This window comes from Chryseobacterium sp. AG363 (assembly GCF_003610675.1).
GTDB classification, from domain to species: Bacteria; Bacteroidota; Bacteroidia; order Flavobacteriales; family Weeksellaceae; genus Chryseobacterium; species Chryseobacterium cucumeris.
The window spans coordinates 2033446-2052830 of sequence record NZ_RAQF01000002.1 but is presented as its reverse complement, the minus strand read 5'-3'; the positions used below and the strand labels follow the sequence as shown (position 1 = coordinate 2052830).

Sequence of the window (19385 nt, the reverse complement as noted above, 5' to 3'; positions counted from 1 at the left end):
AAGAAAATAGGTTTTAGTGAAGTCTTCTGATGAATATTTCCAATTTTGTCTATGCAAAAAAATAACAGGTGCTTTAGGGAACCTCTTAAACCATTTACAAAAGGATTATATTTTTTATATGAGCATGAACAAAAAAATTAAAGCATAATATTTCTAGCTGGAGGCTCAAAAAAATAATATTATCTTTGAATTAGCTTTACTTTGCACAATTTTTGCTATAACAAGCTACTTTTATTTTATCGGTTAAAACATAACTGACAGTACAAACCCCTCCAATATTTAGTATGATGAAAAAATACCTTATTTATATATCACTTTTTGCAGCACCCTTATTTTGGGGGCAAGGTAAAGTAACTGAAGAATCTGCATACCAGCAGAACCTGACATTATCAGAGAAAGAAAATGCAGCAATGGCATTTGATGCCGATATAAAATTGTCCGATGCAGAAATGACTTTGGATAAAAAACTCTTCCAGATCCGTAAACAGTTTCTCAGTGATTCGGAAGCAAAGAAAATATCTTTATATAACAGTTCTTTTAATGAATTAAAACCATTAATAGAAAGCAGCAAACTGTTTGAAATCCTTCAGAACATGCCGAAAGGTGGTCTGTTGCATACCCACAGTGGGGGGATTACAGATGTGAAATGGATTATTTCGACTGCCAGAAAATATCAGGAATGCTATGTTTTTGATCAGAAAGATAATGATCAGTACATTTTCGGACAGCTGGCTTTTTTTGAAAAAGGAAAAGTTCCGGAAGGATTTGTAAGCCTTGATAAAAAGCTGGCCTCAACCATTGGTTTTGAAAAAGAACTGCAGGACCTTCTTACATTGAAACGAGACAATCTTTGCTCTTACACAGATTATTGGATTGAATTTGAAAAACGTTTTAAGCGCATCAGTCTGCTGCTTCCGTACCGTCCTTTCTTTAAGGCATATTATCTGAAAGGATTTCAGGATTTGATAAAAGACAAAGTACAGCACGTAGAAATCAGATATATCTTTGATGAACTTTATGATTTTCAACATGGAAAATATCCTATGAAGACGACGATTACAGATCTGCAGGATATTCTTAAAGAAGTACATCAGTCAGATCCGCAGTTCACCCTTAAACTGATCTATTCGAGTTTTAAATTCTTAGATAATGAAAGTATTGAGAAGCAGCTGGAAACGGCATTTGAAATGAAGAAAGAATTTCCGGATATGATCTCAGGCTTTGACCTTGTGGCAGATGAAGCAGCGGGACATCATATCAGTTTTTTTGAGAAAAGCTGGGCCACAATGAGCGGACTTCATAAAAAATACGGAGTAGAACTGCCTCTTTTCCTTCATGCCGGAGAAAGCAATTCTATCCTGAATAAAAATATTCTGGATGTAGCGCTGCTCAACAATAAAAGAATTGGTCACGGACTGAATCTGATCTATTTCCCCCAAACGATGGAACAGATCAGAAAACAGGATAGGCTGGTGGAAGTAAGCCCACTTAGTAATCAGATCTTAGGATATGTAAGTGATTTAAGGAACCATCCTGCAAGGGTTTTATTGAGCAATGGAGTACAATGTTCCATTAACAGTGATGATCCTTCAGTGTATGGATATACAGGTCTGAGCTATGATTTTTGGGTAACACAAATCTATTGGGAACTTAATGTGAAAGCATTGAAAAAACTGGTTTTTAATTCCATTAATTATTCTTCTATGAACGATGGTGAAAAAAAGAAAGCAATAACTTATTTGAACCAGCAATGGAATGATTTTGTTCAGAAAACAAATCAGAAATTAAATTAATCGGAGTTTTTCTAGAAAATAAAATCGTATTATTGAAGTCAATAGTGCGATTTGTCTTTTTAATAGCTCTCCATTACTTTTTAAACATTTCTTTGGATAATTCTTTTTTGATAACAGTGGTCAATTTTGATGGACTTACTTGAGTCAGAGCCAAAGACTCACAACCATTGAAAATGGCAAAGCGTTTTAAGGTCTCTATGAAAGGCTTAAGCCATAAATCAAGATTAATAGTACTGTTTTCAATATGTAAATGAATAAGCTCCAGTTTTTTTTCTTTTCTCTGCGCTTTACAGTCAACCCTTCCGATAAACTGATCTCCAAACAGGATAGGCAGACAGAAATAACCATACTGTCTTTTTTCTTTTGGAGTATAGCATTCCAGACGGAAATCAAAATCAAAAATCTGTTTGATTCTATCCCGATGAATAATGGAATTGTCAAACGGAGACAACAGCCATACACTGGAGCTTGCCTGATCAAATGTTTTTTCCAGTATTTCATTTTGAACAAAAACAGAAGATCCTCCTTCACTGGTCACTTTTGATATTGTATCTTCTTCAAGCATCATCTGTAAAACCTTATTGACATTCGTTTTTAAAGCATTTCCTTTTCTGAGGTGAGTGATTTGTTTTAATGTCGTAAATCCATAGGCTCTCAGATTGGTTTTTACCAGATATTCTGCAAACTCCAATGGAGTAGGTTCTGAGGTATTCGTGGAAGATGGCAGAACCCTTTCGGCCAGATCATAAGTTTTCTGCATTCCGGAACGTCCGCTGATCATCAGATCTCCCTGCATGAAAAGTCTCTCAAGAGCCAGCTTGGCAGGTTTCCAATTCCACCAGCTTCCTGCTTTATGGCTTTCATTCTCAAAATCTCTTGCTCTTTTAGGACCTTCATTGCGTATGGTATCTACTACATACTTCATCACTTTAGGATCAGCATTGTAATAACGGGATTCTCCTCTTTTAATCATCAGCATCTGAGGCAAAACATATCGGAAATCCTGCATCGGAAGATAAGAAGCAGCATGAAACCAATACTCAAATACTTTACGGTCCTCTACCAGTTCTTCCAGATTATCTGCCTTAAAATCCGGGATTCTTGTCCATAGCGTATGGTGATGAGCCCGTTCCACTATAGATAATGTATCAATCTGTATATATCCGAGATGTTCCAAAGCGTTCAAAACTGCAGTTTTTCCGGTTCCGAATGGTGTATTTTGTGTTAATCCCTGACTGTCTAATGTTAGCCGTTTTAAGTGTTCCGGTGTCAGCTTCTTTTCCATATTTTAATTTGAATAAAACACGTTTGATGATGTTCATCCAAATATAATGATTTGGCAGAAAAACATTAAAGAGTTTCTGACTTAAGTATATTGAGGATGAAGTGCAAAGATCAGTTGTTTTGACGGTTATTTCTTTTCAATTCTCTTTCTACTTCATTTATATAAGGAAGGGGAGTAAGGTAGCTTTCTTCAATATACTTTCTGATACTTTCGTCCGTTTTTTTGTTAACCTTTCTGATGAAAAGCTGATTACCAGATTTTAATGATTGAATATAATTGAATGTATTCTGTGTATTTTGAAAAAAGGAGGTCTCAAGTACTGCTCTTTTATCATCATTGACGATAATATCATTGAACGATGTATTCATAAGAACAGTCTGAAAAAATGAATCTGCAGGTAAAAAAGTATGAAGATAATAGTCTTCAAAATCCATTACCATTTTGTTGTTTGTTAAAAATAAGCAGGTTTCTCTTGTAAACATAAACCATTTACCACCTATATAAGGAATCACATCTTTCATAAAAGATCTTTTGTAGATGAAAGATGAAATAACATAAGCCAATTCTGTAAAGTGATTTTGTATTCTTTTCAGCGTGTCGGGTCTGTAAAACTTTTGATCATAATAAAAAAGATAATTCCTGCCTTTATTGGTCGTAAGAAATTTACGGATAATATTTTGTGATTTCAATGGATAATCTTCACCGCTCAGATTAATAAAATAATCCCATTCTTTGCTTACATTCAGGAGAAATTCCATAGCGTTCAATTCTGCCTGAACGATGTTGAAACCTCCCGAAACTATATTCATACTGTCCAGAATATAGACATTGGGAAAATGAACGATGTAAAGTTGTATTTCTTCAATGAACTCTTGTTTCGCTTTTTTATCAATATGGATAAGATAAAACTGATCCCTTGTATAGATTTTCTCAAACATGCTTTTAAATACTTCAGGTTTATGATGTATCATAATGAAATAAGCAATTCTTACATGTGGGCCGGAATGGGATTCTGATATTCTGGGAGAAGGTTGGGGGATGGGTGAAAAAGCTTGCATATTCCGGAGTTTAAAATCATCCGCGTCAGCAAATAATTTGGTTAATTTGCAGAAGGTACGAATAAATTTTTGATAATCAGTTAATTAAATAATGTGGTATTCTTTTTTTTTATTGTAGGTTTGCAGAACATTTATAAAAACAGGTCACTGCCTTTGCTATTCTGTCATAGTTTAAAATCACTTTTTTCTTTCAGTTTTGCTTTTTCAGCTACCAATTTATAGCCTTTGTTTTCATAGTGGAAATAAAAGATTATAAAGTTCTATTGTAGATAAGAGCGACACGTTATTGCCTGGCCATTCGTAATATAGATAAAAATATTATTGTAGCTGAAGCAAGAGAAAGATAAACAGAAAAGAATACTCTTTTGTTTGTCATTATAATATACCGATTCAAATTCTGATCAACAGATTTGTTTTAAGATACCGGGAATGCCGGAATTTATAATGAATTTTAAAAATTTAAATCTAATTAATCCTATTATCCGTGCAGTGACAGAAGCCGGATATTCCAGGCCTACTGAAATACAGTATTCTGCAATTCCGCATATTTTGGCAGGAAGAGATATTATAGTGTCTGCACAGGCAGGTGCTGGAAAAACAGCTGCATTTGCGATGCCTATTTTACAGCTGCTGAAAAGACAAACTCCGGATCATAAAGAAATAAGAACTTTAATACTTACACCCACTCAGGAACTGGCAATACAGATAGAAGAGAATTTTAAAATCTACAGTAAATATTTACCATTATCTCTGCTTTCTATTTATGAAGGGGTTTCCATTGGAAGCCAGCTTGCTTCACTGAGAAAAAGAGTAGATGTTCTTGTGGCAACACCCGGAGGATTGCTTGATGTAGAAAATCAGAGACATATTGATCTTTCTAAAATTGAGCTGTTTGTTTTAGATGATGCTGATAAAATGCTTGATATGGGATTCGCTAATCATATAAAAAAAATATTAAATCTGGTTTCTCATAGAAGACAAAACCTGCTTTTTTCTGCTGCAATGCCGGGAAGTTTAAAATATTTCGCCAAAGCAATCCTGAACAAGCCTGTAGAGATTATTGCAGATCCTGCATCTTCAATACCACAGACGATGAAGCACCCGGATCTTAAAAATATTCAACCATTGATGGGAAGCACAATACCTCTCAGAATATCATAAATAAAATCTGTAGCGTTTACAGATCATAATACACAATTTTTTAATAACAATTACAATGCAAGAAGGCACCGTAAAATTTTTCAATGAAGCAAAAGGCTTCGGTTTTATTACTCCGGCAGACGGAAGTAAAGATATATTCGTACATTCTTCAGGATTAAACACAAGAATGATCCGTGAAAATGATAAAGTAGTTTTTGATATACAAAAAAGCGATAAAGGTTTAAATGCTGTTAACGTAACGTTGGCATAATAAAAGTCTCAATTGCAAATATGTTGAAATAATATACTTTGCCATATCAAGCCTCATATTTTATATTTTTTCTTATTCAAATCCATGAAACTTCTGGATCTGGATATATTGTCTGAAAGAACATTGATGTAATACGGATTACTTTTTATTTTTTATTTTCATGATGTTCATTAGCCTCTTACTTTTATGTAAGAGGTTTTCAGGGATTTAAGAAAATAAGGCAGCAATTGGTCTGAATATTGACAGACTAAGACCGGATGCCTGGAAAATAAATATGCAGACTTGATATACACTCGGCTACGATGATAATGATTGAGCTGTACATATGGTAATTCCTAAAAGGTTCAGAAAAAGATATGATTATTATTAATAATTTTAATGAGTATAAGTCTCTAGAAGGGCAAATGCTGGGAGATTCTGCCTGGCATACGATAAGTCAGGATCAGATTAATAGATTTGCAGATGCCACCCTGGATCAGCAGTGGATTCATACGGATCAGAAAAAGGCAGAGAAAGAAGGCCCTTTTAAATCAACCATTGCTCATGGGTATTTAACATTATCTTTGATTCCCTATCTCTGGAAACAGATTGCAGATGTGAGAAATGTAAAAATGGAAATCAATTACGGAATAGAAAATCTTAAGTTCGGAGAAGCTGTTCCTGTAAATAGTGAGGTAAAACTACAGGCAACCGTAAAATCTGTTACTAACCTCAGAGGAACTGTAAAAGCAATCGTGGAGGCCAAACTCCTGATTAAAGACCATGTGAAACCTGCCTATACTGGAGATGTGATTTTCCTTTATCATTTTAAAGATTGATTTTATTGTGAATGTTCAAGTTGTTGATATTTTGCATTTTACAAATAACAAAACATCATTGAATACAATGATGTTTTCGATTTTGATGACCTTCTAATAAAATAATTACACTGTAAGTACAATCTTCCCCAATAAAGGTCTGTCCCGTTTAGAATCCTCTATTCTTTGATGAGCTTTTTGAACCTCTTCAAGCGGATATATACTGTCTATCACAGGTTTTACTTGTCCGTTCTCAATTAATTCAGTGATCTGATACAGCTCATCTCTGCTTTGTCGGGTAAAAACAAAATGATAGGTGGCATTTTTTTCCCAGGCATTGATAAGGTTTTGAGGTTGTGGAATATCTACCAGTGTTACAACAGAACCATAATCTGCTAAAGCAAGTGGGCTGTCTGAAAGTGTTGTTCCTCCTACAGTATCAATAATCACATTAACTCCTTTTCCGTTGGTATGTGCTTTTATTTCTTCAATCCAGTTTTCCTTATGGTGATCAATGACTACATCTGCTCCAAGCTTTTTTAATTCCTCATACAGAACACTTTGTCCAGTTGTATACACAAAAGCACCCAGTGATTTCGCAACTTGTATAGCCAGTGTTCCTACGCCACCTGCACCACCAAGAATGAGAATGCTGTCTCCTTTTTTCAATTGAGCTCTTACCACAAGCATTTCCCAAACTGTTCCTCCAATAAGTGGAATGGCAGCAGCCTCTTCATAGCTGATGTTATCCGGCATTCTGGATAATGAGGACTCATCAGTAAGGTGATACTCTGCATAACCGCCTGAGCTGCCAAAGCGAGGAGAATAGTAGACTTTATCACCAGGCTTCCATTGTTTGACCGCTTCACCTACAGTCATAATATCACCAGCGATATCATGACCCGTTATAATAGGGAGATCGAAAAATGATTCATAATCTCCCCGTCTTATCTGATAATCAAGAGGATTAATAGATGTTGCTCGTACTTTTACTAATACCTGAGAAGGATTTGTTATCATAGGAACAGGCATTTCTGCAAGTTGCAGAACTTCAGGTCCGCCAAAGTTTTTAATGACAATTGTCTTCATAATGAAATGTTTCGATTATTTCTTAAATTGATTCAATAGCTTATAGCCTTATAGCTACTATCGAGGTAATGTTCCCATGAATTCAAAGATTTCAGCACCTATTTCTTCCGCATTCGTTTCCAGGGCAAAATGTCCGGTGTCATAAAATTTTAATTTGGCTTCCGGCAGATCTTTTTTATAAGCTTCAGCTCCTGCAGGCAGGAAATAGGGATCTTTGTTCCCCCATACCAGTAATAATTTGGGCTGATGCTTTCTGAAATATTTATGGAATTTTGGATATAAAGCCACATTGGTTCTGTAATCTTTAACCAGATCCAGCTGGATTTCAATATTTCCAGGTCGGTCAAGGAATTTTTGATCAAGAGTATAGGCTTCCGGAGCAATCAAAGAAGGATCAGACACACCATGCTGGTACTGAAACAAAGTAACTTCTTTAGAAACAAAACCTTTTAATGCAAGACGGTTGGCTTCCGTTGTGTCATGCCAGTATTTTTGGATCGGATTCCATTCACTGCTTAATCCTTCTTCATATGCATTTCCGTTTTGTGAAATGATCCCTTTAATTTTCTCAGGATTGTTCATCGCGAGACGTAAACCTACCGGAGCGCCGTAATCAAAGATGTAAATAGCAAAACGTTTCATATCCAGCTTTTCTACAAATGCCTGTACGGTTGCTGCAAGATTGTCGAAGGTATAAGAGAACTCCTTATGATCAGGAGCGTCAGAATAACCGAATCCCGGTAGATCCGGTGCTATGACATGGTATTTTTTGCTTAAAATCGGGATCAGATTTCTGAACATATGAGATGAGGTAGGATAGCCGTGTAAAAGAAGTATCGTAGGTGCATTGGCCGGACCTGCTTCTCTGTAAAACAGATTTAAATCATTTAGTTTGATGTTGCGGTAGTGAACAGGGTGATTTTTCATAATGTGATTATTTACATATAATTTTTGATTGTTTTATGCCATTGTCATAGTGCCAGTGAAAAGGGCAACTGATACACCTGCAATGAATGGTCTTGAAATTATTTTCATTTATTTTTTTGATAGTCCAAAATTAATACGGATATTTGATTATTAAAAACGATTAATTGTAATGAATTGAATCACTAATAATGATTGATTAAGATGAATATTAATGATTTAAAAATATTTGAAGCCGTAGCTGAAACGGGAAGTTTTACAAAGGCTGCTTCTGTGATGTTTACGGTTCAGTCAAACGTTACGGCAAGAATAAAAAATCTTGAGGATGAGTTTAATACAAAGCTTTTCTCCCGTACATCCAGAAGGGTAGAGCTTACTTCTGAAGGGATGATCCTGATGCAGTATTCAAAACAGATTCAACATTTGGTGGAAGAAGCAAAAAATAATATCCGGAGTGGTGATAATATCAGAGGATGTCTGAAAATAGGCTGTATAGAAACAACCATGGCGCTGAAAGTTCCGGAAATCCTCAATACTTTTGATGAAAAATTTCCTGATATTGAGCTTGAATTCAAATCAGATACCAGAGATTCAGTGTTGTCTGATGTTCTGAATTACAACCTGGATGCTGCCTTTGTTTCTGCTCCAGTGAATGCCAAAGGACTGGAAAAAATCTGCATTAAGGAAGAACAGCTTGTGATTCTGGCTTCCTCAAAAGGTCCGGATCTGCAGACGTTGATGGATAAAGAACCCTTAAAAATAGTGGTATTTGATGAAGGATGTATTTTCAGAGAAAGATTAGAATCCTGGTTAAGCCACAAAGGAATTCTTAACTACAAAAGTACAGTTCTGAATTCCATTGAAGGAGTCATCAACTTTGTGGAAGCAGGATTGGGAGTCAGCATATTGCCGGAAGAAGTGGTTACTAAATATTATGCCGGAAGAGGCATTAAGACCTATAAACTGAATAAGCAGCTGGGAACGATGAATACCATTCTTGTTTTCAGAAAAGACGGACCACAGTCAAGAGCATTACAATGTTTTATTGATATGCATTTAGAGGTATAAATTTTACCGGGAAAATAAAGGCTATGGCAAAAACTACCGAGACACTTGATGAGTTTTACAGGAATAAATAGGAAGCTTTATCAGGCGATTTTCCCAAAAATGACGCACAGTTTAATGTCTTCAGAAAAGATACAATATTGGAAGGAACTTTCCTCATCCACAGATTTTAAAGAATAGCGCTACAGTCATTTTAATGATGTCATTTTTTACCAAATGGTAAATACACCCAAATGATAATGGCTAACTTTGTCGTTATGAAAGAGTTTATAGAATTTATTCTGCAGTTTGGTCATTTGAACCAGCAGCAAATAGACCTCATCACAAGCAAAGCAAAAGAGGTTGAGCTAAGCAAAGATGAGTATTTTGCAGAAGCAGGAAAAGTCCTCAGGCAGGTAGGTTTTATTCTTGACGGGATCATTCGTATCTGCTATTATAACAATAAAGGGGAAGAAATTACCAAGATCTTTATTGAAGAAAAACATTTGCTCTTCAATCTGAAAAATGTGCCTTCCACAGAATATATTCAGGCTGCTACGGATTGTAAACTTCTTGTGTTTTCTAATCAGGATTGGAAAGAAATTTCAGATACCATTATCGACTGGGAAAATATTATTCAAAAAGTGACCAATAAAGCCCTTGCCCAAAAGCTGGAAAGAGTAAGCCCGTTAGTCTCTCAGGATGCCACCACCCGCTATCTGGAATTTATGGAAAAATACCCCACATTGGTCAATCGTATTCCTTTGTCCTATATCGCTTCTTATCTTGGAATCACGCAGCAGTCATTAAGCAGAATCAGGAAAAATATCAGGTAAGACGCTTTTTAACAAATGGTAAACAGGTTCTTTTTTTATCGTTGCAACTTTGCAATATCAATCTAAAACAATAAAAAATGAACCCAACAATTTTCATTACCGGCGCTTCATCAGGACTGGGAAAAGCCACCTCCAAACTGTTTGCATCAAAAGGCTGGACGGTAATTGCAGCAATGCGATATCCTGAAAAAGAAACTGAACTTACAGAATGGTCTAACATTCATCTCCTGAAATTAGATATCAGCGATTCGAAACAGATTTCAGAAATTGCTTCAGAAGCAGAAAAAATAGGTGCGGTAGACGTAGTCCTTAATAATGCTGCTTACGGACTTATGGGACCTTTTGAAGGAATTGAGGATGAACAGCTTGCCAGCCAGATCAATACCAATTTCTTAGGAACACTACTGGTGACAAAGTCATTTCTTCCTTATTTAAGAGCCAGAAAAAATGGAACAATTATTACGGTAACATCATCTACTGCCAATATTCCTTACCCGTTTGTTTCCGTATATGCTGCCACAAAATCTGCATTGGAAAAGTGGTCTGAAGGAATGAGCTACGAACTGAAAGAGTGGAATATTAAGATTAAAACAGTAGTTCCTGCTTATATGCAGACCAATTTCGGAAATAATGCACAAATGGTTTCGCATCCGGATTACCAGTCTATTTTTAATCAATATATAACAGCCATGAGAGCCGATTCATCCTCAAAACGTGATGCTCCTGAAACCATAGCTGATATTGTGTATGAAGCCGCCACAGACAACAGAGAGCAGCTTCATTATATTGCTGGCAAACTGGCAACTTCTGAGTATGAATGGTTGAGAAAAGAAGGAATAGAAACGGTAATTAATGAGATGAATGAACATTTTTTTGGCTAATGAGTCAATAGTTTAGTCATGTCTGTAAATAAACTCCTCAATTTCCGTTTGTCTGGCATTGGCAAACCCTTTATCGGTACCGATTTTTATAAAACCACATTTTTCCAAAACCTTTTGTGAACCCAGATTATCAAAGGCAACCCGTCCAAAAATTGGTCTTGTGGTTTCTATTGTGAGAAAATCTTTTAGAGCGGTTGTGGCAATACCTTTTCCCCAGAAATTTTTGTCAATCCAATAAGTGATTTCGACATCATCTTCCATGATAAACTTGGCTATACTTCCAACGATCACTGTACCGGCAATGATCGTTTGGTTGTTGATGGTGGGATCAGTCAGTAGTTTGGTGAACTTAGAGATGTAAGCTTCTTTATTCATGGAATCTTTTGATGTAAATGCTGCCAGATAATTGGCTTCATCATCAAGCTGAAACTGAAAAAGAGTTTCTAAATCTTCCACTACAGTCGGCCTGAGTTTGATGTCATGTTGAATATCTTTCATGGTGTGAGATAGGTGTTGATTGGTTTTCAAATATAGAATTTATTTAAGCTATTTATCTAGTGGTCTGATCTTTAAAAATTAAATTATAGAAGATTTATTTTTCCCACGGATGAAACAGATTTTCCCAGATGTTGATGTTTAAAGTAATGAATTCTTTTTTATACGTACAAATGCCTATCGTCTACAGTACAAATACTTGGCTTCAAAATCGGAAACTTATACTCTGAAATTCGCTCTTTTTTCGCCGTTACTTTGGTATGTTCAAAAGAAGCTTCAAAACCCTGAACAACGGCAGCATCCGAAAAGCCAAGAAAAGAGTAGGAACCATATCAATATTATTATCATGAAAAATCCAGAAAATGTTGCTCCCTTTGTAGAAGCATCACAAATTATTACAGAACTGAAAGACAGAGCTAATGATATTCTTTCCAGTGTTTTAAGTACAAAACTGTCTGCGATCACCATTAACGGAAAAGGAAATTTTCCTTATTACTGGCAGGACCCTTCTAATCTAAAGTTTAATAAGAAAACTTACGACTGGATCTCTTCCAACCTTAGAGCCAATACTGAACCAGTGCAGCTGGATCAGGTGTTTACCAATTATTTTATTGATGCGTTCTCAAAAGTCAATTATTCTTTATCTGTACAAGATACTGCTGTCCTGAATGATGCCCATACAAGAGCTACAGATCAGCAAATGGCTTTACTCAATGCCTGGGTAGCGGCTTATAATACGCTTCCTCCTGCTACCGATACCATGCAGCCTATTGATATCATTATGGATAAAATAGCTACGGAATGGGCGAATCCTTCCACTACTTTATACCAGATTCAGAAGAGTGATAACCTTGATGCGCTACTGAATAAGACCCCGGCAAGCGGTAAGCCTATTCTCCCTGTCTTAGCCAATTATCTGGATGCGCTGGGAGCAACGATATCATTACAGAACAATGTAACGATGAATAACGGTTACCTTTCCAAAGCATTGAAGAATGTACAGAACCCTAAAAAAGAAAATGGCGGACTGCTATTGAATGACGATAGTATTTTACCGGCTTTTGAGGTGACCACTCCGCTTAACGAAATTTTAAACGGGCTTAAAAATACTTCTCAGACCGCTCAGATTGATATGCAAGTGACCCGTGAATCTGAAAGCCGTTTCAGTGTTTCCGTAGAAGGGAAGACTGGTTTTTCTATTCCTATCTTTGATTTCTTTACCTTAGGAATTGGGGGGAATGCCAATTATTTCAGTGAAGATATTGCAATCAGCAAAAACTCCATCCAGATCTCGATGATGTTTACGGGAGTTACGCTTGTGAACTTTGGACCCAAAGACTTTAATATTGCCAGCAATATGTACTGGGCGTGGTTTGACCCTATCCGTAAAGCGCAGATTAATAGCGCAGACAAAGAGAATATCTCAGGATATAAGTTTTCTCCGGATCCGGGGATGAAATTCGGACCGGAAGGACCTTTCGGGTTACTGAATGGAGTAGCGATTTCCAATTATCCTACTGTAGAGATCACGGTAACAGGTGAAGATTATAAAAGTATTCAGAAAACTTTTGAGCAATCTTCTTCAGCCACGCTTTCTTTCTTAGGAATTCCGTTGGCAAGCGTTAAAGAATCTACGTATTCTTCTTCCTACTCTGTAGACCATTCTAAATCTTCCATCAAGATTACACTCAGTCCTCCGCCAAGTCTGGTGGCTGGTAACAACAGAGATTCCATAGCATGGGTTCTGGGTGCGGTTGTGGATTATCCGGCTGAGGTAAGTGATGACGTTGAATTTCTTAATGATGAAGAGTTAGTTGCTAAAGGAGCTTATCCTAACTATCAGCTGTATAAAGATAACTTCGGCACTACTTATTGTTCTGTAAAAAAAGTAAAATCTCACGCTGTGGGTGCTACATGGGTAAGTGAATGTCTTGCTGCCCATCCGGGAACAAGCCCTGCAGGAAAACCATGGACAAGCCCTAAACAATCCGGGGTGATCTGGCCTTAAACAACAAAATACGTATAATAAAATAGACTGTCTCAACAAGGCAGTCTATTTTGCTATATTTTAATTCGAGTTTTTTTTATTCTGTCAATTTTCAGACTTTTTTGGTTGGGACCTATTTGACCAGGAGATAGATTCCTACCCCAATGGCGGCATAAGCCGTAACGGTAAGAATATCAGCAATAGGCTGCGAAAATCGTTTTTCTGCAATTCTCTCACTATTGATCTGATTCTTGTGGAATTTCAGGCTTTTCTTAGCATTGCGAACAGGGTGTGCTACCAGACTGTCTCCTTCCCAACGGTCAACAATGACTTTATAGCTCTTGTTGTCTACTTCAATTCTGACATTTTTACCGGCAGCCAGTTTTTCCTGAACATTCACCGGTGCAGGGGCTGGTTGTGCATTCATGTTTGGAGCGGCAGTAGTTGTCCCCATCATTTGAGAAGAAGTATTATTCGCTATATCGGTATTCTTTTTAGGGCCTTGATTATTGTTGGCAGCCGGATCCACTGGCTTTTTTACCTGATAGGTATAGCAGCTGGTAAGCGTAGATAATATAAGGATGAAATAAAGATTCTTTCGCATAAGCCAAATTTAAGAATTAAACGGAATATTTGGGATTTTCTTTTGAAAGATGATGTTTTTTTATTGTTTTTCACCGCATGTAAGACAGGTATCATCCATATCTATAACATTTCTCTGCTACCGCACGAATCCTTTCTTGCGGTAGCAGAGAGAGCTAAAGATGCTTTAAAAGCAGCCCATATTACAATTTTAAAGCATATTTTAAAAACAGAAACAAAAACAGAGCTAAGCCCGCCTGAAATAAAAAATCTTATTCATCAACTGGAGCAATAAATGGGTAGGACCTCCTTGCTAAGAGCCGCTTGTAATGAGATGTTTTTAATAATAAAGTAATAAAAAGGGACAAGCTAAATATAACTTGTCCCATATGTTTATTTTAAAACCTGCTGGTCATAAAGAATATTATCGTCTTCATCAAAGCTTATGATCAACACTTTAAATTGTTTGGCGCTGTCGTTATTGAAAAATTTAATTCTTGGCGGAACATAATCACTGTCAAATAAATTAGGATTCCAGTACAGTGTCTCACGCGTATCATTTTCAATTTTTTCAGGAGCATCATTATCTATCATTTCAATAGGAAATTCTGAAGGTTTATCATAACCCTTGATGATGGATGAGTTGTTCTTTTTTACTTCTTTTTCGTTGCTTTTAGCCTGCATATTGCCCTTCATTGTGTAGATGGCTACGGCATCACCTACCAATCCTGATCCTTTGATGATTTTTACCATCGCAATATTGTTGATGGGAAGAGTGGAGATCATACTGGGATCGGTAGCTATTTCATCTAAAAAGAGCTTGGCTTGCTGTCCCCGGATATAAGGAACGTTGGCTCCTGAATTATTTCTCTGAAATGTCAGGCCGGCAGCTTTTCCCTGCAGCCAGTCTAAAATATTGGTGTATCCTGACGTATGCTGGTCTTCATTCACGAAATCAAATACAGTAGAATTGACAGAACTGAACATTCCGCTGGAAAGTTGTTTATCAAGATCTGCCTTCGCATCTTTCTTTTTTCCAACTAAAGCAACTTCCTGAATTTGTATATCATTACTCTCTTTCTTTTTTATATTTTTTTGCGTATTGATGGCTCTGGAAATAGTTGGAGGAAGAGTTTTATTTTTATCAGCTTTTACCAATGTATATTTTGTAGCCGGGAAATTGCCCTTAAATGGGGAAGGTGTGACTAACGGTTCTATGGTGACAAACAAATCCTGATTCCCTGATTCTTTATTTTCTGAATTGACAAAGGCTGAAACTTCCAGCGGTTCATCATTATTGAGGTTATTTAAATAGATATATCCGTTTTGATCTGTTTTGAATTGGCTGAATACAGGCTGGCTTTGACCGGATTTTGATAATAAATTGATACTCGTGTTGGGCAGCAGAGCATTATTTTTAATAGGTTTTACTCTGTAAGAAAGGTATTTTTGAGATTGGGTTTTAATGGCAGGTACAGTTCCGCTGAGTACAGCATTCCAGTCGAATCTTTTCCAGTTTTCTGAAATAAGAAGTGCATCCAAAGCTTCAGTGTTGGCATTCTTAGCGAAGTATTGTGCAGGGCTGTCTATTCTTGTGGTAAAATCTCCCGTTAGCCAGAGCCCGCTCAGAATATTGTCTTCTTCAGGAGTTGGGTTACCATTATCTTCGCTTACCACAACTGTATAATTTTTGAAATAAGATTCCGGAGAAAGATCGATACTGTTGAAAGCTCTTGGTGTTGGTTTTAAACTCTGACCTACTATTTCTGCTTTCTCAACCTTTAAATTACCAGGTTTTATAAAGCAAAGCCTCTGTGCCACCACATTGTCCTGTTCATCAAGAATAACCAATTGCAGGATACCGTTGGCACCACTACTGATTTTTGTAGGAATAAGGCTTGATGCCTCATTCGTCAGGTGGTTGATATTGGCTCTGTAAGCAAGATGGTTGTTGATCAGTCCAATAATTTTATAACCCTGAAGCTGTTGTTTGAGATTGACACCTTTTAAATTATACTTTATCCCTTCTTTAGAGCTTGAAACCTCTATATTCAGGCCGCTGTCGGCAACTTGTGGTAGATCTATTGTATGACTTTTTCCTGCATTGTCCTGAATAATGGCCTGATATTTCTTTCCGGATGCCGGAGTTATCTTAAAAGAAGCGACATTTTTATCAAAAGATTTGAATGTAGTAACAGGAGTATTGGGGTTTTGGCTGTCTATAATTTTTCCGGACCAGTTTTCCGGCAGAGAAGAATTGGAAGATAATCTTACAGCAAACTTTGTAGGCATACCGTTAATGAAAGTTCCGCCTTCCGGGAAGACCTTGGCAGACCAATCAGAACTTTTAGAGATTACCAATGATTCTGTAGAGTTTGGATTGTAAACCGGAATTGTTTTGACAATTTGGAAATCCTCATTAAAATTGGTCATGTAAGGGGTGTAAGCTCTTACAAAATAAACCTGTTCGGGAAGATCTTCTTTCAGTTGAAAATCTCCGCTGCCTTCACCATTCGTAAGAAGTACCGTTTTCCAGTCTATTAATTTTTTATCAGAATTATACAGCTCAACAAAAAGCGTAGTGGATAATTCAGAGCGGTTATATCCGTCAAATACAAAACTTTTGAACCAGATTTTATCACCAGCTGCATATTGCGGTTTGTCCGTAAGTACATATACTTTTTCCTGCTCGTAATGATCCTCAAGATTGGTAATTGCTTTTTCTAACTTGGTTTGTGCCAGTACAGGCTGTACCATTGAAAGGAGCAATACACAGAACATATTTTTCATAGAAATCTCAGCACATTTTAATTCTTTGCTAATGTAATCATTTAAAGACTTCTGGAGTTGATATTTTATATGTTATTTCACAAGAGTGAAAAGAAATTGATGATGTTTTCAAGTCAAAAATCTTGAGATACAGTGCATGGTGAGGTATTGGAAAATACCAATAGAGAATTGTGAATTAAACAGGAACGTGCTGTAAATTAAAATTTTAGAGATGTGAATTTAATCAACATTTAGTGATAAAAAATATTTTGAATGAATATTTTTATTATTTTTATAAAATAAACTAAAACATGAAAATATATGAAATTTATTACCCTTCCCGAATTCAACCTGACATAGAACCTTAAAAAATTCTTTTAATTTAAATTATCAATAGGCCTCATCTGATGAGAGGCCTGTAGTTCTATGTATATCAAAATAAAGCATAATTCAAAATCAATACAACCAAAATTAAGCTTACACACAATCCTTAAATCCAATTATTCCCATGGAAAAATCACACAATCACACGCAGGGCTGTACTCATTGCTCTTGCCACAATCCTGTTTTGGATGTTCTTAAAGAAGAACTTTTCAGTGCAGAAAATATGACCAAAATAAATCCGGGTTCCGGAAAAGCCACCCACGAAAAACCACAAACTCTGATGGTATGCGGAGGAATCATCCGTCCTATGATTGGAGGATCAACAGCTACCGTTGAATCTGTTGGGATCGCTGATGGAAAAGTAGTGGTGACTGGTACAAAAGATCAGGTAGAAGAGTATATGAAACAGCATTATCAAGGGTTTCAAAGAAAAGAACTAGCCGGTACTCAAACTTTGCTTCCGGGGCTGATAGAACCCCATGTTCATATGGTTCCAACAGCAATGATGCAGGGCTGGCTGGATCTGAGCCCTTTTGAAGGACAGAATTTAAAGGCTGTTTATGACCTGACCTCTGTAGGGACCATCATCAACAATCATGTTCCTAAAATTCCGGGGGCTGTTATTTTAGGGAGAGGTCTAGACCCGTCATTAATGCCTTTTAAGGAAAAAGATGGTAAAAAAGAGTTAATAACCATCGATAATATACTACTTGACAGTATTAATCATACGACACCGATGATGTTGTTAAGTGCTTCTATGCATACACTTTATCTGAATACCAAGGCGCTGGAATATGTATTTAAACATAATTCCGATATCAGTAACCAGTATAAAACCGTTGAAAATTATATTGCTGAGACCAAAGGTCAGCTGCAGGAAGGCTTACAAATGACTCCTGCATTGAAGACGGTAAAGCTGCAGATCATTGCGATGAGCATAGAGATTAATAGATATCTTACCAATCTTTTCAATACAGCCAATTCAAGAGGGGTTACTTTTATGTACGATGCCGGATTGAATAAAGGTTCAGAAGTACTGTTAACCAAATACTTCGAGACTCATCCGGAACGCGTAAGAACAGGAGGAGCTTATCTATGTTCCAGCCAGGAAGATGTTGATAAACTGGAACCTTATAAAGAGCCGGAGCATTATAAACCTGTATATTACGGGCATATTAAAGTGGTTTCAGATGGTTCCAACCAGGGATTGACAGGTTATCAGAGCGCTCCTTATCTGTGTAATCCTGCGAACAACACAGGGGTATTTAATTTTCCGCAGACAGGTATTCCGGCCCATACGATTCCTCCGAACTATAATACATTAATCAACAGCGTGGTCGCTGTAAAAGGCTGGCCGCTGATGGTTCATGCTAATGGAGATCAGGCCGTAACATTTGCCATTAATGCTTATCAGCGTAGTTTGGCTCAATATAGAGGTCCGGAGCTTCGTAACCGTATTGAGCACTGTTCACTGCTGACATCAGAGCAAATTACCAATATGCTTCAAATGGGAGTATCTCCAAGTTTCCTGATCGGCCACGTAGGCTACTGGGGCTATGCTTTTAAAGAAGTAATATTCGGGGAAAAAGCACAAATGCTTGATCTTTGTGGTTCAACGCTTGCTGCCGGTATGAGAATTACCCTTCACAGCGACAATGAGGTGAGTCCATTAGGTCCTCTGAGAATGATGGAACAATCCATTACCAGAATCATGGAAAAAAATCCAAACGATATTGAGGTCTTAAACAGCGCGGAACGTATTACCCCGGAGCAGGCCTTAATTGCCGTTACTTATGATGCTGCCTGGCAGTGTTATGCAGATAAATGGGTAGGATCGTTAAATGAAGGATACTTTGCTGATTTCGTTATTTTGGAACAGGATCCTCTTTCATTGAATACACCTTCATTACAGTATATGAAAATGAGAGACATTCCGGTATTGGAAACCTGGGTAGGCGGTATACCTGTGTATGTGAATCATAAGACTGAAAAAACACTAACAGAGAAAGATGTTGTTTTTTCAGATAAATCATAAAAGGTTCTGAAAAGA

16 protein-coding genes are annotated in these 19385 nt (G+C 36.9%); 9 read left to right on the top strand and 7 right to left on the bottom strand.

Translation table 11 applies throughout. From position 1 onward, the window contains the following. Nucleotides 1–284 precede the first annotated feature (284 nt). Nucleotides 285–1793: an adenosine kinase gene (locus DEU39_RS09365; protein ID WP_120231733.1), complete on the top strand. Its 1509-nt coding sequence runs from the start codon at nt 285–287 to the stop codon at nt 1791–1793. 73 nt (nt 1794–1866) lie between these two features. Here DEU39_RS09365 and DEU39_RS09360 read toward each other — a convergent pair whose 3' ends face one another. Both DEU39_RS09360 and DEU39_RS09355 read right to left on the bottom strand, forming a co-directional pair. Further along, entirely contained in the window at nt 1867–3078 is a 1212-nt protein-coding gene (locus tag DEU39_RS09360) for a winged helix-turn-helix domain-containing protein (RefSeq protein WP_120231732.1), read from the bottom strand. Between the two features lie 110 nt (nt 3079–3188). Further along, the gene (locus DEU39_RS09355; protein ID WP_062671957.1) at nt 3189–4136 is read right to left on the bottom strand and encodes a beta-1,6-N-acetylglucosaminyltransferase; all 948 of its coding nucleotides are present in this window, start codon (nt 4134–4136) and stop codon (nt 3189–3191) included. Between the two features lie 429 nt (nt 4137–4565). Here DEU39_RS09355 and DEU39_RS09350 point away from each other — a divergent pair, with 429 nt between their 5' ends. The 3 genes from DEU39_RS09350 to DEU39_RS09340 all read left to right on the top strand — a co-directional run bounded on the left by DEU39_RS09350 (nt 4566) and on the right by DEU39_RS09340 (nt 6365). Beyond that, on the top strand, nt 4566–5297 hold the full coding sequence (locus DEU39_RS09350; RefSeq protein ID WP_228436720.1) for a DEAD/DEAH box helicase: 732 nt from the start codon (nt 4566–4568) through the stop codon (nt 5295–5297). 55 nt (nt 5298–5352) lie between these two features. Next, nucleotides 5353–5547 carry a cold-shock protein gene (locus tag DEU39_RS09345; RefSeq protein WP_062671956.1) on the top strand — a complete coding sequence of 65 codons (195 nt, stop codon included), beginning with the start codon at nt 5353–5355 and terminating at the stop codon, nt 5545–5547. 356 nt (nt 5548–5903) lie between these two features. Further along, nucleotides 5904–6365, top strand: a complete 462-nt coding sequence (locus DEU39_RS09340; RefSeq protein ID WP_120231731.1) for a MaoC family dehydratase — start codon at nt 5904–5906, stop codon at nt 6363–6365. 105 nt (nt 6366–6470) lie between these two features. Here DEU39_RS09340 and DEU39_RS09335 read toward each other — a convergent pair whose 3' ends face one another. Further along, on the bottom strand, nt 6471–7433 hold the full coding sequence (locus tag DEU39_RS09335; protein ID WP_120231730.1) for a zinc-binding dehydrogenase: 963 nt from the start codon (nt 7431–7433) through the stop codon (nt 6471–6473). 57 nt (nt 7434–7490) lie between these two features. After that, nucleotides 7491–8360 (bottom strand): alpha/beta fold hydrolase, encoded by an 870-nt coding sequence (locus DEU39_RS09330; RefSeq protein WP_120231729.1) that lies wholly within the window; start codon nt 8358–8360, stop codon nt 7491–7493. Nucleotides 8361–8561: 201 nt separating this feature from the next. On the opposite strand from DEU39_RS09330, the gene DEU39_RS09325 reads away from it, so the two are divergent. From DEU39_RS09325 to DEU39_RS09315, 3 genes are all read left to right on the top strand, one after another. Then, a complete protein-coding gene (locus DEU39_RS09325; protein WP_120231728.1) occupies nt 8562–9425 on the top strand; it encodes a LysR family transcriptional regulator in 864 nt (287 codons plus the stop codon). Between the two features lie 254 nt (nt 9426–9679). After that, nucleotides 9680–10237, top strand: a complete 558-nt coding sequence (locus DEU39_RS09320) for a Crp/Fnr family transcriptional regulator (protein WP_062671945.1) — start codon at nt 9680–9682, stop codon at nt 10235–10237. A 77-nt stretch (nt 10238–10314) separates the two neighbouring features. Continuing rightward, nucleotides 10315–11118 (top strand): SDR family oxidoreductase, encoded by an 804-nt coding sequence (locus DEU39_RS09315; RefSeq protein WP_120231727.1) that lies wholly within the window; start codon nt 10315–10317, stop codon nt 11116–11118. A gap of 12 nt (nt 11119–11130) precedes the next feature. On the opposite strand, the gene DEU39_RS09310 is transcribed toward DEU39_RS09315, so the two are convergent. Beyond that, nucleotides 11131–11616, bottom strand: coding sequence for a GNAT family N-acetyltransferase (locus DEU39_RS09310; RefSeq protein ID WP_120231726.1), 486 nt, complete (start codon nt 11614–11616; stop codon nt 11131–11133). 343 nt (nt 11617–11959) lie between these two features. Here DEU39_RS09310 and DEU39_RS09305 point away from each other — a divergent pair, with 343 nt between their 5' ends. After that, a complete protein-coding gene (locus DEU39_RS09305; RefSeq protein WP_120232229.1) occupies nt 11960–13621 on the top strand; it encodes a lamin tail domain-containing protein in 1662 nt (553 codons plus the stop codon). Nucleotides 13622–13733: 112 nt separating this feature from the next. Here DEU39_RS09305 and DEU39_RS09300 read toward each other — a convergent pair whose 3' ends face one another. After that, entirely contained in the window at nt 13734–14204 is a 471-nt protein-coding gene (locus tag DEU39_RS09300; protein ID WP_120231725.1) for a hypothetical protein, read from the bottom strand. A gap of 371 nt (nt 14205–14575) precedes the next feature. After that, nucleotides 14576–16972, bottom strand: coding sequence for a hypothetical protein (locus tag DEU39_RS09290; protein ID WP_062671934.1), 2397 nt, complete (start codon nt 16970–16972; stop codon nt 14576–14578). 487 nt (nt 16973–17459) lie between these two features. Here DEU39_RS09290 and DEU39_RS09285 point away from each other — a divergent pair, with 487 nt between their 5' ends. Beyond that, nucleotides 17460–19370 carry an amidohydrolase gene (locus DEU39_RS09285; RefSeq protein WP_120231724.1) on the top strand — a complete coding sequence of 637 codons (1911 nt, stop codon included), beginning with the start codon at nt 17460–17462 and terminating at the stop codon, nt 19368–19370. Nucleotides 19371–19385 lie beyond the last annotated feature (15 nt).

Bases quoted from the DNA above. Each gene is read 5' to 3' on its own strand.
- DEU39_RS09335 (WP_120231730.1), bottom strand. From the start codon at position 7,433: ATGAAGACAATTGTCATTAAAAACTTTGGCGGACCTGAAGTTCTGCAA.
- DEU39_RS09305 (WP_120232229.1), top strand. From the start codon at position 11,960: ATGAAAAATCCAGAAAATGTTGCTCCCTTTGTAGAAGCATCACAAATT.
- DEU39_RS09340 (WP_120231731.1), top strand. From the start codon at position 5,904: ATGATTATTATTAATAATTTTAATGAGTATAAGTCTCTAGAAGGGCAA.
- DEU39_RS09355 (WP_062671957.1), bottom strand. From the start codon at position 4,136: ATGCAAGCTTTTTCACCCATCCCCCAACCTTCTCCCAGAATATCAGAA.
- DEU39_RS09285 (WP_120231724.1), top strand. From the start codon at position 17,460: ATGGAAAAATCACACAATCACACGCAGGGCTGTACTCATTGCTCTTGC.
- DEU39_RS09360 (WP_120231732.1), bottom strand. From the start codon at position 3,078: ATGGAAAAGAAGCTGACACCGGAACACTTAAAACGGCTAACATTAGAC.
- DEU39_RS09325 (WP_120231728.1), top strand. From the start codon at position 8,562: ATGAATATTAATGATTTAAAAATATTTGAAGCCGTAGCTGAAACGGGA.
- DEU39_RS09315 (WP_120231727.1), top strand. From the start codon at position 10,315: ATGAACCCAACAATTTTCATTACCGGCGCTTCATCAGGACTGGGAAAA.
- DEU39_RS09300 (WP_120231725.1), bottom strand. From the start codon at position 14,204: ATGCGAAAGAATCTTTATTTCATCCTTATATTATCTACGCTTACCAGC.
- DEU39_RS09290 (WP_062671934.1), bottom strand. From the start codon at position 16,972: ATGAAAAATATGTTCTGTGTATTGCTCCTTTCAATGGTACAGCCTGTA.
- DEU39_RS09330 (WP_120231729.1), bottom strand. From the start codon at position 8,360: ATGAAAAATCACCCTGTTCACTACCGCAACATCAAACTAAATGATTTA.
- DEU39_RS09365 (WP_120231733.1), top strand. From the start codon at position 285: ATGATGAAAAAATACCTTATTTATATATCACTTTTTGCAGCACCCTTA.
- DEU39_RS09320 (WP_062671945.1), top strand. From the start codon at position 9,680: ATGAAAGAGTTTATAGAATTTATTCTGCAGTTTGGTCATTTGAACCAG.
- DEU39_RS09350 (WP_228436720.1), top strand. From the start codon at position 4,566: ATGCCGGAATTTATAATGAATTTTAAAAATTTAAATCTAATTAATCCT.
- DEU39_RS09310 (WP_120231726.1), bottom strand. From the start codon at position 11,616: ATGAAAGATATTCAACATGACATCAAACTCAGGCCGACTGTAGTGGAA.
- DEU39_RS09345 (WP_062671956.1), top strand. From the start codon at position 5,353: ATGCAAGAAGGCACCGTAAAATTTTTCAATGAAGCAAAAGGCTTCGGT.